Source organism: Bacillus sp. FSL R9-9410, assembly GCF_038050385.1.
Lineage (GTDB): Bacteria > Bacillota > Bacilli > Bacillales > Bacillaceae_G > Bacillus_A > Bacillus_A cereus_U.
Genome location: NZ_JBBOTV010000003.1, coordinates 320601 through 334287 on the forward strand (window position 1 = coordinate 320601; position 13687 = coordinate 334287).

Consider the following 13687-nt stretch of genomic DNA (forward strand, 5'->3'; position numbering starts at 1 on the left):
ATTTGCCTTTAAGAAGAAAAAGTACTATTTACCAAATTTAATTATAAAAGATGAAAAAATGCTTGATAACTCACAAACATAAGGGTTTCTTCGTAACATATGAAGAAAGTTGTATTTTATGAAACAGGGAGGCGATTTAATGAAAATTGCTATAATATCCACTGAAAAGCTACCCGTACCAGCTGTACGAGGTGGAGCTATTCAAATTTATATAGATTCTGTTGCTTCCATTATTGCTTCAAATGGAAAAAATGTGACAGTTATTTCTATAACAGATCCTAATTTAAAATCAGAAGAAAAAAATCAAGGTGTAAGGTATATACGTTTTCCAGAAGAGGAGTATCTGCCTTATATTATTAAACATTTGAAACAGGAAAAATATGATGTGGTTCATCTATGTAATCGTCCCAATTGGATTACAATTTTACGTGAGGCGGCACCACAGACCAAATTCGTATTAAGTGTGCATAATGAAATGTTTGCATATGAAAAGATAAGTGATAAAGAGGGCGAAGCATGTATTGCAGCTGTTTCCAAAATTGTAACAGTTAGTGATTATATAGGAAAAACAATTACCTCGCGCTTTCAAACTGCAAAAGCAAAGACAAGAACAGTATATTCTGGTGTAGATGTAAATGAATATTATCCTTCGTGGACCGCGAATGGTACAAAAGTTAAAAGTCATGTGCAAAAACAGTTGAATTTACAAAATAAAAAAATAGTTTTGTTTGTTGGACGCTTGAGCAAAGTAAAAGGTCCTCATATTTTGCTACAAGCTCTTCCGAAAATAATTGAGAAAAATCCAGACATTGTAATGGTTTTTATTGGTTCAAAATGGTTTGGAGATAACAATGTAAATAATTATGTAAAACATTTATATACCTTAGGTGCAATGTTTCCAGAACATGTAGTCTTTATTAAATTTGTTAAGCCAAAGGATATTTCAACACTTTATGCTATGTCAGATATTTTTGTTTGCTCTTCACAGTGGCAAGAGCCTCTTGCTAGGGTGCATTACGAAGCAATGGCAGCGGGTTTACCAATTATCACAAGTAATCGAGGCGGTAACCCTGAAGTTATTGAAGAAGGAAAAAATGGATATATTGTCAATGACTTTGAGAATCCTGATGCATATGCAGAAAAGATAATTAATCTATTAAATAACGAAAATAAAAGAAAACAGATAGGGAAATATGGACGTGCGAAGGTCGAAAAAGAATTTAATTGGAACCGAGTCGCTATGGATTTAATGAAAGTGTATGGGGAAGTTTTATAAAATTTAAGAGGAGGGTGATGAAAGTTGGAAGAAACAACTGGATTAGAGAGTGAACATTTAAAAAAGGTCCTTAGCTTTTATCCATTTGAAGTAAGTAATATCATTTTACAGTCAAGCAGAAGTGGGAGAACAATTTGGGAAGTTGAAACAGAAGAAGGATTAAAAATATTAAAACAAGCACATATGCACCCCAAAAGGATGCTTTTTATTGCTGGAGCACATTTACATCTCCTTCAAAATGGATTGCCAATTACAAAAATTCATAACACAAAAAGAGGGGGATTTTGTATTGGATCTGGTGAGTATGCGTATGTACTATATGATAAGCATCAAGGGAAAGAAGTTATTTATTATAATAAAGAACAATTAGAGAAGGTACTAATATATGCAGGTAAATTTCATCAAGCATCCGAAGGATATATTCCGATACAAGAAAGTAAAATTCGGGGTCGATTAGGAAAATGGCATAAATTATACAGATGGAAATTACAAGAATTAGAAGGAAACAAAAGGATTGCACTCTCCTTTCCAGATGATGTATTTTCAACTATGTTTTTAGAGTACGTCGATAAAATGTTAGCACGTGGTCAGAGAGCATTACAAGAAATAAATGATCCATATTTTGACCAATGGACAAAAGAAGTTATTGCATCTAACAGTTTTTGTCAGCAAGATTTTACTTTAGCAAGATTTGCAGAAATAGATGATGCTATGTTTATGAAAGAACTACATTCTATTACAAGTGATTTACCCGTGAGGGACCTACGTATCTTTTTAAATAAAGTGATGAAAAAAATGTCAGTTTGGGATACTAATTTAGCAATTCATATGTTGAGTGCATATGATTCAGAAAATTCCTTATCAGAAAAACAATATCGTGTTCTTTGGACTGATTTATCGTTTCCTCACTTATTCTGTGCAATTGCACATAAATACTATTTAGGACAAAAGCGTTCTTGGTCTGATGAAAAGTATATTTGGGCATTGCAAAATATCATTGCACTTGAAGACTCTAAAGAAGAATTTTTACAAAATTTCTCTGATATTTACCACGAAATCAAGAGCAATAGCGGAGGGAAATAAGATGAATTCAGAACAAGAAGAGATAGTAATCCCTATTTTAGATTTAGAGAAATTTGTATTTTCTCCACCAGGGCCAATGGGATGGGAATTGTCAGAGTATGAGCAGCAAAAAAATATTGTACTAAATGAATCTTCTGTGCTAGAGAATTTAGCGATTATTAAGGAAATAGAATTAGAGGAGTTACCCAAAATCGGATTGCTAGATTTAGAAGAGAACTCCCCACAAAAAACTACAATAATTGATGAAGTAAAAGATGAAGAGATTCAGAAGACGAGGAAGACGAAGAAGAAGAAGAAAAAGAAGACGACGAAGAAGAAAAATACAATAGAACTAGAAGAGAAATCCCCACAAAAAACTACAATAATTGATGAAGTAAAAGATGAAGAGATTCAAAATGCAATAGAACTAAAAGAACAAAACCCGGAACAAAATGAGGTCGTTCCAACTCAAATAGAAAAGCCGAAAGTAAAAGTCAAAATTATTACTCCCGATCATCCATTAAAAAGCCCATGGATAGCAAAATTAGTAAAGAACGCTAAGGAAAATGAATAATGAAATTTCCGCAAATATATTAATCTTTTCATATTCTTTCGACATAGTATATATAAATCTATATTGAAGGAGTTAGGTAAATGGCTGATGTGAAAAGAGCAAAAATAAAACTAGATGTTGAGAATGGCTTTAGTGTTAATTCAGATGATGATTTACAGGAAGTTCTAAAAGCTCTAGCTGAAATAATTCAATCTGGTACACATAATGGTGTAGAGGTTGAAATTGAATATGATGATGAAACAGAAGTTATCTTTACAGACGAGGAAGAAGAAGAGGACGAAGAAGAAGAGGACGAAGAAGAAGAGGACGAAGAAGAAGAGGACGAAGACGACGAAGAAGATGAAGACGAAGAAGATGAAGATGAAGAAGAAGACGAAGACGAAGACGATGATGACGAAGAAGAAGAAGAAGAAGAAGAAGAAGAAGAAGAAGAAGAAGAAGAAGAAGAAGAAGAAGAAGAAGAAGAAGACGATGAAGACGAAGAAGATGAAGACGATGAAGATGAAGAAGAAGAAGACGATGATGACGAAGACGAAGACAATGAAGAAGAAGACGATGAAGATGAAGATGACGATGAAGACGATGAAGATGAAGAAGAAGACGATGAAGATGAAGACGATGAAGAAGAAGAAGAAGAAGAAGAAGAAGAAGAAGAAGAAGAAGAAGAAGAAGAAGATGAAGATGAAGAAGAAGAAGACGATGAAGATGAAGACGATGAAGATGAAGATGAAGACGATGATGACGAAGACAATGAAGATGAAGACGATGAAGATGAAGATGAATACGAAGACGATGAAGACGAAGACGATGAAGACGATGGTGAAGAAGAAGACGCGTAAAATAATTAGCACTAAAATACGCTTGGTTCTCCAAGCGTTTTTTGTTCTTCAACATATACATACTAGGCAGCCTTTATCATTTTCCGACAGAAGACTCCTTCCTTAATTTGCGTGAAGGTGCGATAGCACCAGCAAATAGGTAGGAGATGCATGTCGGTTGGCGTAAGACAAAATGTTTGTTACCATATACTTGTACAGATTGCTCTTTGAAAACTGAAGATATGAGGTTGGTTGCAGAAAAATCGTTGCAACCGTTAAATTTTCAACGTTCAATCACCCCACGCTTGCCGAAGTTGCGAAAACCAAGCTAAAGTAGGAAGCGTGGTGAGTCAACGTGCAAGATACTTATGTTCTCACCGTAGGAACTGCGGACAGAGCCTGCTAAGATAACTGGTGAATACATCGGTGTTCGCAGGAATCTCCTACTTCAAACAGACCGCAGGGTCGTTAAGTGGGGGTAGTTAAAATCAAATACACGTATTTATTTTTTCGATAGAAGGCTCCTTCCTCAAAAATATAAAGATGTGAAGCACCAAATTTAGGTAGGAGTTGAATATCGGCAGGCATTAGCCTATCTTTTTTGTATAATACAGGAACCATACACAAAGACGAGGTGCAATCCATATTAATCAATAAGGTTTACAAATTTCGCATTTATCCGAATCAAAAAACAAAGTCTGAATTGCGAGAACCATTGTTTATAACCGTTTTGCATTTAATCGTTTCCTCGCTATGCGGAATCATACTTATAAAGAAATGGGGAAAAGATTAACGTATCATTCTTGCTCTGCCGAGTTTACTCAATAAAAAACAAAATGGAACGGGAAGCAAATTGTAGTTGTATCAGTAATATTTATTTCTAGTCAGTTATGTCCGAATTGTTTTGATCAAAATAAAAACGTTAAAAATCCAAATCTTTGTGAGTAGGATTTGCCTTCTTTTAGCACACATATTACGATCAAGATGTTAATATAGGACAAAATCTTAGCAACAAAACGCTCCACCTCTTATCCTTAGGAACTACAGGAATAGCTTAATTAGTTAGAAACCGTTAAGTTTCTGTACTTAGGAATCCCTCAATTCAAATAGCCCATCAGAACATTAAATGCTGGGCAGTTCAAACAATTAGAATTTTGAGAGGGCGTATTAGATTTCTAGCAGGTTGATTAGTAGATTCTGCTACTTGTTTATATACCTGATCTAGTTTTTTTGCTGTATGCTTAAATGTAAAGTTTTCTTCTACAATTTTTCTTCCGTTTTCAGCAATCCATTGTGTAAATTCTCGTTGAGATAACAAAGCATGGACAAGTCTGGCAAACTCCATTGGGTTATTATATTGTTCTACTAGGCAGCCGTTATATTCATCTGTTATAACTTCAGCATTTCCCCCACGGTTTGTTGTAATAATTGGGATTCCAGCAGCCATTGCTTCATAATGAACACGTGCCAATGGTTCGTTCCATTGTGAGCTACATATAAATATATCCCCCATTAGAAATATATTATGAATTTGATCTGCAGGAATAAATTTAGTGAAAATTACGTGTTCTTTAATTGGTTTAGCTATTTTATATAATCCTCTAATATATTTATTTACTCGGTTATCACTAAACCATTTACCACCAACAATTACAAGCACCGTATCTTTATGTGTTTGAATAATTTTCTTCATAGCGTGAATGAGTAAGTCTGGACCTTTATTTTTGCATAATCGGCCAACAAATAGAATCACTTTTTTATCTTGGATAGCATATTTTGTACGAAATTCATTTCTTATCTTTTGTCCTGTTGGTGTCCAGATGGAAGGAGAGTGTTTTAAATTAACACCAGAATAGACAATGGAAATCTTATCTTCAGCTTGTGGAAATCTCTCAATCACAGTTTGTTTAATATAGTTACTAACAGTCACAATGGCGGTAACCATTTCAATAATAAGATTGCCTTCACAAATAGATAGTTTATGTTCAGCAAACATATCGTTATGAAGACCTAATACAAATTTACTGTGTGGAGAAGCTTGTTTATATAGAGGTATATTTTTAGGACGATTAAAGACATGTATAATATCAAAGGTATTGGTTTGGAGTGTTCTTATAACATGCTGCTCATATTCTTTTTGAGGAAAATACACATAATTGACATTATCTTGTGTTTTTTGATTTGGAAGACTTGGATCTGAAATAGAGAAAATAGTAAGTTCATACTCTTGACTTATATAGGGGGACACCCCATCAATCATCATTTGAATTGCTCCACCTTTAATCGCTGGAGATGGTAATTTTTCTGTACATATATATGCAATTTTCATAAACTAATCCCCTTTGTATAGTTGTTTTATATAATGATATTCTGCTTCCAGTCCGTCGGATAGAGAAACTATTGGAGAATATTGCAGTAATGTACTAGCCTTAGATATATCTGCCCATGTTTGCTTCGGTTCCCCAGGAACTGATTTTAGAAAGTTTTTGGTTGCTGATTTACCTAATATTTTTTCTAACATAGAAATGATGTCTAAAATGGATGCTTGTTCTTTTCCACCGATATTGATAACTTCACCTATTATATTTTTTTTTGTCTCTAAAGCGGCCATCGTTCCTCGTATACAGTCATCAATATAGGTAAAATCACGTGTTTGTGTTCCATCACCAAATATTGTGAGAGGTTTATCTTCTAGCAGTTGTTTAATTAATCTATGAAATGCCATATCAGGACGCTGCCTTGGCCCATAAACTGTGAAATATCTTAAAATAACAATTGGTATGTGAAAATTTTTGTGATAAACATGACATAAGTGCTCACCACTTAATTTGGTAACACCGTATGGAGATAGAGGGGTAGGTAATAAATCTTCAGAAACTGCGCCAGATTTTTCACCATAAACAGAAGATGTTGATATATGAATAAATTTATCTAATTTTATGTGTTTACAGGCTTCAAGTAACTGCTGTGTAACCATTATATTATTTGTAACATAAGGCTGAAAATCTTTTCCCCAGCTCGTTCTCACACCAGGAATAGCAGCTAGATGGTAAACAACATCTATATCTTGTAATAGTTTTGATAAATCTGTATTTAGAATGTCTTCTCGTATGAATTGAAAACGTGAATTCAATTCGAGAGATTGTATATTATCTGTCTTTAAAGTGGCTGGAGTAGGACCGATGAAATGATCAATTCCAACTACATGATATGCACTATTTTTAAGTAACGCTTGACACAAATGTGAGCCAATGAAACCAGCGGCCCCTGTTACAAGTATTTTCATGACCGACCCACTCCAATATATTGTAATCCGTATTTTTCTATTTCATCTTTTTCAATGCAATTGCGTCCATCCACGATTGTGCATCCCTTCATAACTTGTTTGACTTGTTTCCAATTAAGTGTTTTAAATTCATTCCATTCCGTGGCGATAATAATGCAATCAGAATTTTTAATTGAAGATTCTAGGTTATCATGCTGTGTAACTTGTCTTTTTAAATGTGAAGGAAGAAAAGCTTTGGGGTCATAAGCATGTAGATCATAGCCATGAGGGATTAATTTTTCAAGAAGTATTACGGCAAGGGAGCTACGAATATCATCAGTATTTGGCTTAAAGGCAATTCCTAAAACCGTTATTTTTTTTGAAGAGGGTTCTTTGATAGCTTTTTTAATTTTTTCAACATAGAGATCTATCTGTGTGGAGTTAATGGATTGTACAGCTTGTAAAATAGGAACTGCTACGTGCCTATCATTTGCTGTATAGATGAGTGAATGTAAATCTTTTGGGAAGCATGATCCTCCATACCCCATTCCCGCCTGAAGAAAATGAGGGTTAATTCGAAAGTCATAGCCAATTCCTTTTGCCACTTCAACAATATCAATGTTATATGCATCACAAATTCGAGAAATTTCATTTATAAAAGATATTTTGGTAGCCAAAAATACATTAGATGTATATTTAATCATCTCTGCTTCATTTAAACCTGTACAAAGGAAAGGAGCGCTAATCCCTTTATATATATCTTGCATAATTTTTAACGACTTTGTGTCACCTTTTTGGATACCTATAATAGTTCTATCTGGAAGGAGCATATCGTGAACAGCAGAGCCTTCGCGAAGAAATTCAGGATTGGAAACAATATTGAATAAGGCCGATGAAACCCCACGTTTAATAAGTGTTTCATATAATTGTTGATTTGTACCTGGTGGAACTGTACTTTTCGTAATAATAGTTTTATACGATGTTATAGCTGGAACTAATAGATCAATGACGGAGTAGATATATTTTAAATCCGTCTTTCCACTTGATGTAGAAGGGGTTCCTACAGCGATAAAAATAACGGGTGATTGTCGAATAGCATTATCGATATCACAACTGAATTGTAATCGGTTTCTATTTTTGTGAATAAGCTCCTTTAAATCTGGTTCATAAATGGGGCATTCCCCCTTTTGGAGAGATTGAATTTTTTCTTGATCCTTATCTACACATATAACATCATGACCTAAATCTGCTAATACTGCTGCTGATGTGATTCCCACATAACCAGAGCCTATAATACATATATCCATATCATAATCACCTCTCTAAACTTAGTACTATTGTACTAGTTGTTACAGTATATTGATGGACAAGATGGATTGGTGACAAATGAAAGGGCCTATTCATATAAGCAATGAAAGCAATCAGAAGGTAAAAGCCTCTTTTGGAATCGTCATGCGCGGGTAAGGGGGTTACTGAATATTAATATTGTAAACACTCGAGGGAGCGAGAGATTAGTGATTAAAAAAGCAATCATTCCAGCCGCTGGTTACGGCACAAGGAGCCTTCCAATTACAAAGGTAATTCCAAAAGAAATGTTTCCAATAGGTAATAAACCTGCGATTCATTATATTGTGGAAGAGGCTGTAAAGTCAGGTATTGAGCAAATATTAATTGTACTTTCTAGCAGAAAGGATTTAATAGTTGATTACTTTGATTATTCATTAGAATTGGAGGCTTTTTTAGAAAAAGAAAAAAAAGCCCATCTGTTAAAAGGGCTTGCTATTCCTAATGTTCAAATCCATTATATAAGGCAGCCATATGCGAGAGGACTTGGTGAGGCGATAAAATTAGGTGAAACATTTATTGGTAATGAACCTTTTGCTGTACTCTTGCCAGATGATATTGTAATTTCGGATAAAGAAACTGCTTTAAATCAGTTAATTAGTATTTATAAAGAGACGAAAAATAGTGTAATAGGCATTCATACGGTACCAGATGAGTGCATAGAGAAGTATGGTATTATTGAAGGGAATATTGTAAAGGATAATTACATGAATATTACAAATATTATAGAAAAGCCAAAAGTAAATCCTCCATCTAATCTTGCAGTTATTGGTAGATATGTTTTCACACCTGATATCTTTCCTTTATTAAAAAATATTCAACCTGGTGTTGGGGGGGAATACCAATTAACAGATGCGATTCATTCTTTAATTATGACTAAAAAAGTATATGGAAAAATGATTGATGGGAAACGATTTGATATTGGGCAAGAAGATGAATATATGCAGCTTCTTAATCTCATATATGGACAAAACAAAACAGGTAAGAATTAATTTGTAGAAAAGGATTCAGCCAATATACACTTGAGGTCAACAAACGATTCCTGAAGATTTGATGAAACATATGTAAAAGTTAAGGGTAATTAAATATATTTATATCGTACCTTTGAGTCAGAAGAGAATACAATCGGCTTTTATTTAAACAAGACAAGAAATCATATGGCTGCAAAGTGCTTTTTCAAAAAGCCTTGCGGTCGTTTCATGTTTCAAAGCCTCGTGTTATCGTAGTAGAACAGAATTCAACCTAACCGATTGCAAAAAAAAAGATACCCATAGGCATCTCAATCAGACAAGTAAAATAACTAAATAACATTACGGAGCAGGATCATTGTTTCATTAAGAAACGGGATCTTGCCGACACTACCATCAACCTAATATACATTCACACCCATAATCAGCAGAAAATATCATTTATTATATATATCTTTTTACAACAAAAGTGGATTTCGAGCGCTCAGTCATTCGAGAGCCCCATTTGTTAATCCGTTAGAATTAGAGCCCGCGACTTTTTTCATATGAGTTTCAATTCAGGTTATTCTCGCTATTATTCTTTAGCTGTTGAGTTCTTTCCCGAAGAAATTCATGATACTGAGTCTTTATCTTCATAAAACAGCATCTTCACACAACGAACACCGTCAACGATACACCCCATCCCGATTAAGCTACCTCTCTTCTCTACAAAATGAAGCTTTTATGTATTTTTTCACTTTCTATTGAAACAAACATATATTATATTCGAAGACATTCCTTTCTTACAAAACTCATAAGGCCCTTTTTTAGGGCTTTTTTTATTGTATGACTTCTTAACCAGGTATATACCTTAATTTATACTTAAGTATCCCCAAAGAGTTTTGCAATTAATTGACGTTTACATGTCCATTTAAACTAAATATAACAAATTTGGTTTTATGACGTGGGAATTTTATTTGAAAAATGATAATAAGTATATGCATTCAACACTGTATGTTTTGTTTGTTTTATATATTAATTGTTTTATATGTTTTACATGTTTATATGTTTTAAGAGCATGAAATGTCTTGATATATAAGGGATTATGACTCTTAATTATAACAAAAGTGGTTCTAAAGATAACAAACTTGGTTTTAACTATAACAAAAATGGTTTTAAAGATAACAAGTTTGGTTGCTTTACTCTAACAAAGATGGTTTTAAAGGTAACAAACTTGGTTTTAATCATAATAAATTTGGTTTTAAAGGTAACAAATTTGGTTGCTTAACTCTAGCAAAAATAGTTCTAAAGGTAACAAACTTGGTTTTAATCATAATAAATTTGGTTTTAAAGGTAACAAATTTGGTTGCTTAACTCTAGCAAAAATAGTTCTAAAGGTAACAAATTTGGTTGCTTAACTCTAGCAAAAATAGTTCTAAAGGTAACAAATTTGGTTGCTTAACTCTAGCAAAAATAGTTCTAAAGGTAACAAATTTGGTTGCTTAACTCTAGCAAAAATAGTTCTAAAGGTAACAAATTTGGTTGCTTAACTCTAGCAAAAATAGTTCTAAAGGTAACAAATTTGGTTGCTTAACTCTAGCAAAAATAGTTCTAAAGATAATAATTTTAGCTTTAACTATAACAAAAATGATTCTAAAGATAACAAATTTGTTTATATACTTTACAACTCTAAATATTTTCAAAATAATTTTTACTACTTAAATGATTTTCGGAATAATTTTATATAAAACAAAGGACTTCTCAACTTTAATCGTGAAAATATAATTTTCTGAATCGATAAAAAATTAACTATAACAAAGGGAATATATTTGTTATAGTTAATGGAACAGTAGAGGTAAGAAAGAAGGGACGTATGTAGATATGTCTGAAAATCAAGATTTGCAGATTAAAGAAAATAATATTGTTTCAAAATCAAATACTTTAATTGAAGCAAATTCACGTTTAAATTTAGTAGAACAAAAAATATTACTTTGTTTGGCTAGTAATATTGAACCCAATGATCGGGATTTTAAAACTTACACATTCCCCATCAAACATTTTCATGATCTACTTGGTCTTAATGGATCTACTAAATATTCGGAGTTAAGTAAAATTACAAAGGAATTATTATCAAAAGTAATTGAAATTCGGACGGGTGAAGAGCTGATACAGGTATCTTGGCTTTCTTCAGCAATTTACAACAGAAATAAAGGAACAATTGATATGCGTTTCGATCCGTTATTAAAGCCATTTCTATTAGAATTAAGCAGCAAGTTTACAAGCTATAGATTAGCTAATGTTGTGAAATTAAAAAGCACATACGCTATACGTATTTATGAACTACTTAAACAATATGAAGATTTAAAGGAACGTACAATTAGTCTCGAAAATTTAAGGTATTACTTAGACGCAATGGATATATACCCCAACTATGCAAATTTTAAGCAACGTGTGTTAAAACCTTCTCAAAAAGAATTAGACCAAAAAACAGATATTTCTTTTGAATTTGAAGAAATTAAATTAGGCAGGAAAGTACAAAAAATTAAATTTATTATCCGTGGCCAAAAAAAGAATGATAACAATTTAGTTCATTTTGAAAAGAACTTAGATAAATTTCAACAGCCCAACACATTTGAACAAAAAATTAAAAGATTTGAAGAACGCTGTAAAGAAAAAGTGTTTCCTAAAGTTTTAAAAAAATGGGAATCTCATAAAGAAATTGTATTAGAAATAATTGAGGATATACGATTTCGTTCAGATATTGATTCTCCAATAGGTTATGTAGAATTCACTCTAAATTCCCGATTAAAAGAAATATCTGATAAAGAAATAATAAACCAAAGTAGTCAAATCGAGAATAAGCCTCATAATAATAGAGTATTAGAGATTAATAACATTATAAATTTAGTTATCAGTAACTATTCAAAATCTACAGGTGCTGTAGCTACATTTTTAGTTAAAGATACAGCAATTGAAAAACTAGTGAGAGTAGTTACATTAGAAGAAGCCGAAGCTATTTGGATAGAACATGAAGTGTTTGTCATGGATAAAATTTATGAATACATTAAAAAGAATAGAAGGAAGAAAAGATACTAGATTTAATATAGAGTTGGATCATGTTGTTTACCTGAATCTGTATGAATATGTAGGGATTGTCCACTTAATAGGATCATACTCAAGCCGAACTTCCCCCGCTGTATAGCTGCATCCACCTACACCTGGATAAACAGGCGAAAATACATCAGGAAGTTGAAATACAGTTGAATCTAGGATACGAATACGCTTGAAAATATAAGTGTATGGAGAGAGAGTAGCTTAGTTGAAGAAAACTTTTTGTTAAGAAGTTAGGCTAACACTTGTTGTAGAAATTGCATGGCTGCAGTATTAAAAATACCTGCACAGAGAGGCGCAGGTATCCAACAAGGGTGTTTCGATATGTAATTCATATTTTATCAAGATTCATTGAAAATGACAAACGAAGTAAAAGAAAATTCTGTGTAATTGGTTGAGAAACAAAAAACTGACTTTCAACTCCAGTCCATATAATATACCTAAAAATAAAAATCCTACCTTATAGTTATTATAAAAAGGGCATATTTCACATATTTCTCGTTATCAGTAGTTAATAATGAAAAAAATTTTCATTATGGGGGTACTTTAAAATTTTAGCTTGATGGCGATGGGGTGCCACCCCTATTACTAAAAAATCCTATCGATATATGACATGAGCCCATTTTGAAAAATTCCTTGTCAAAAAGAAGCATATATGATGAGGAGGACATATTTTACACTATATTCCATTGGAAAGGTGAGGAAACGTATATGAATTTACATTACAAGAAAAATTTCATTATAACAAGCACGCCTTATTTTCCACATATTAATTTATCAGGCCTTCCTGAAGTAACAAGAATATCTTCATGCTTTCCTGAAACTCTAAAACCGAAAAAACAGCCAAAATCCCCCAAATCAAAAACATTGTGCTTTAGACAATTTATAGAGCATAAAATCCAGTTAGTTCCTCCTGCAAAAAAAGGAACCATTAAAGTTGATAGACAGATATTTACTACGATTGAAAAGGTGTGTTCAGAAGTAGTCACTATTTCGGGATTTATCCGTAAGACTGTTACTTATACAGCATTAGCTTATAACAAGGTAATTCCAAACTATAGAATCCAAGGTGACGTTCCCTTTCAAGGCCTTATAGAATCAAAAGACATTAAAGAGGAGTATCAATTTAGCATCCTCGAAGAAAAAATCCTTGCTAATGTTTTGGCACGTGAAGCCAATTTTAAAAACCAAAAGGAATGCCAAATATACAAATCTCCCTTTGCTTTCAATTTTATAGAGAAAGATTTTGTAAAAGTTTCCATAAAAATGAGTACTTAGGAATCTCCCACT

The 13687-nt window shown here is 32.8% G+C and carries 11 protein-coding genes and 2 pseudogenes; 9 read left to right on the forward strand and 4 right to left on the reverse strand.

Annotation, left to right across the window (positions count from 1 at the left end):
• Window positions 1-139 precede the first annotated feature (139 nt).
• From MKX77_RS28280 to MKX77_RS28300, 5 genes are all read left to right on the forward strand, one after another.
• Window positions 140-1276, forward strand: a complete 1137-nt coding sequence (locus MKX77_RS28280; RefSeq protein WP_341308460.1) for a glycosyltransferase family 4 protein — start codon at window positions 140-142, stop codon at window positions 1274-1276.
• 24 nt (window positions 1277-1300) lie between these two features.
• On the forward strand, window positions 1301-2359 hold the full coding sequence (gene cotS, locus MKX77_RS28285; RefSeq protein ID WP_012260011.1) for a spore coat putative kinase CotS: 1059 nt from the start codon (window positions 1301-1303) through the stop codon (window positions 2357-2359).
• Between the two features lies 1 nt (window position 2360).
• A complete protein-coding gene (locus MKX77_RS28290; protein ID WP_341308461.1) occupies window positions 2361-2912 on the forward strand; it encodes a hypothetical protein in 552 nt (183 codons plus the stop codon).
• 80 nt (window positions 2913-2992) lie between these two features.
• The gene (locus MKX77_RS28295; protein WP_341308462.1) at window positions 2993-3751 is read left to right on the forward strand and encodes an AAA family ATPase; all 759 of its coding nucleotides are present in this window, start codon (window positions 2993-2995) and stop codon (window positions 3749-3751) included.
• 693 nt (window positions 3752-4444) lie between these two features.
• Window positions 4445-4558 carry a helix-turn-helix domain-containing protein gene (locus MKX77_RS28300; protein ID WP_229183388.1) on the forward strand — a complete coding sequence of 38 codons (114 nt, stop codon included), beginning with the start codon at window positions 4445-4447 and terminating at the stop codon, window positions 4556-4558.
• A gap of 310 nt (window positions 4559-4868) precedes the next feature.
• Here MKX77_RS28300 and MKX77_RS28305 read toward each other — a convergent pair whose 3' ends face one another.
• Genes MKX77_RS28305 through MKX77_RS28315 form a run of 3 tightly spaced genes read right to left on the reverse strand, consistent with a single transcriptional unit; the run spans window position 4869 to window position 8302 of the window.
• Window positions 4869-6059 (reverse strand): glycosyltransferase family 4 protein, encoded by a 1191-nt coding sequence (locus MKX77_RS28305; RefSeq protein WP_012260008.1) that lies wholly within the window; start codon window positions 6057-6059, stop codon window positions 4869-4871.
• A gap of 3 nt (window positions 6060-6062) precedes the next feature.
• Window positions 6063-7016 (reverse strand): NAD-dependent epimerase/dehydratase family protein, encoded by a 954-nt coding sequence (locus tag MKX77_RS28310; RefSeq protein WP_341308463.1) that lies wholly within the window; start codon window positions 7014-7016, stop codon window positions 6063-6065.
• A complete protein-coding gene (locus MKX77_RS28315) occupies window positions 7013-8302 on the reverse strand; it encodes a UDP-glucose dehydrogenase family protein (protein ID WP_341308464.1) in 1290 nt (429 codons plus the stop codon). Before MKX77_RS28315 ends, MKX77_RS28310 begins: the two co-directional genes overlap by 4 nt.
• Window positions 8303-8509: 207 nt before the next feature.
• Between MKX77_RS28315 and MKX77_RS28320 the strand changes: the two genes are divergently transcribed.
• From MKX77_RS28320 to MKX77_RS28330, 3 genes and pseudogenes are all read left to right on the forward strand, one after another.
• Window positions 8510-9331 carry a UTP--glucose-1-phosphate uridylyltransferase gene (locus MKX77_RS28320; protein ID WP_341308465.1) on the forward strand — a complete coding sequence of 274 codons (822 nt, stop codon included), beginning with the start codon at window positions 8510-8512 and terminating at the stop codon, window positions 9329-9331.
• A gap of 27 nt (window positions 9332-9358) precedes the next feature.
• Window positions 9359-9636: pseudogene (locus MKX77_RS28325) on the forward strand (DDE-type integrase/transposase/recombinase); the annotation flags it as partial.
• Window positions 9637-11167: 1531 nt separating this feature from the next.
• Window positions 11168-12382 (forward strand): replication initiation protein, encoded by a 1215-nt coding sequence (locus MKX77_RS28330; protein WP_341308466.1) that lies wholly within the window; start codon window positions 11168-11170, stop codon window positions 12380-12382.
• Window positions 12383-12393: 11 nt separating this feature from the next.
• Here MKX77_RS28330 and MKX77_RS28335 read toward each other — a convergent pair.
• Window positions 12394-12675, reverse strand: a pseudogene (locus tag MKX77_RS28335) (IS4 family transposase); the annotation flags it as partial.
• 433 nt (window positions 12676-13108) lie between these two features.
• On the opposite strand from MKX77_RS28335, the gene MKX77_RS28340 reads away from it, so the two are divergent.
• Complete coding sequence (locus MKX77_RS28340) at window positions 13109-13675, forward strand: hypothetical protein (protein ID WP_341308467.1); 567 nt, start codon at window positions 13109-13111, stop codon at window positions 13673-13675.
• Window positions 13676-13687 lie beyond the last annotated feature (12 nt).

Bases quoted from the DNA above. Each gene is read 5' to 3' on its own strand.
- MKX77_RS28280 (WP_341308460.1), top strand. From the start codon at position 140: ATGAAAATTGCTATAATATCCACTGAAAAGCTACCCGTACCAGCTGTA.
- MKX77_RS28290 (WP_341308461.1), top strand. From the start codon at position 2,361: ATGAATTCAGAACAAGAAGAGATAGTAATCCCTATTTTAGATTTAGAG.
- MKX77_RS28295 (WP_341308462.1), top strand. From the start codon at position 2,993: ATGGCTGATGTGAAAAGAGCAAAAATAAAACTAGATGTTGAGAATGGC.
- MKX77_RS28305 (WP_012260008.1), bottom strand. From the start codon at position 6,059: ATGAAAATTGCATATATATGTACAGAAAAATTACCATCTCCAGCGATT.
- MKX77_RS28310 (WP_341308463.1), bottom strand. From the start codon at position 7,016: ATGAAAATACTTGTAACAGGGGCCGCTGGTTTCATTGGCTCACATTTG.
- MKX77_RS28315 (WP_341308464.1), bottom strand. From the start codon at position 8,302: ATGGATATATGTATTATAGGCTCTGGTTATGTGGGAATCACATCAGCA.
- MKX77_RS28330 (WP_341308466.1), top strand. From the start codon at position 11,168: ATGTCTGAAAATCAAGATTTGCAGATTAAAGAAAATAATATTGTTTCA.
- MKX77_RS28340 (WP_341308467.1), top strand. From the start codon at position 13,109: ATGAATTTACATTACAAGAAAAATTTCATTATAACAAGCACGCCTTAT.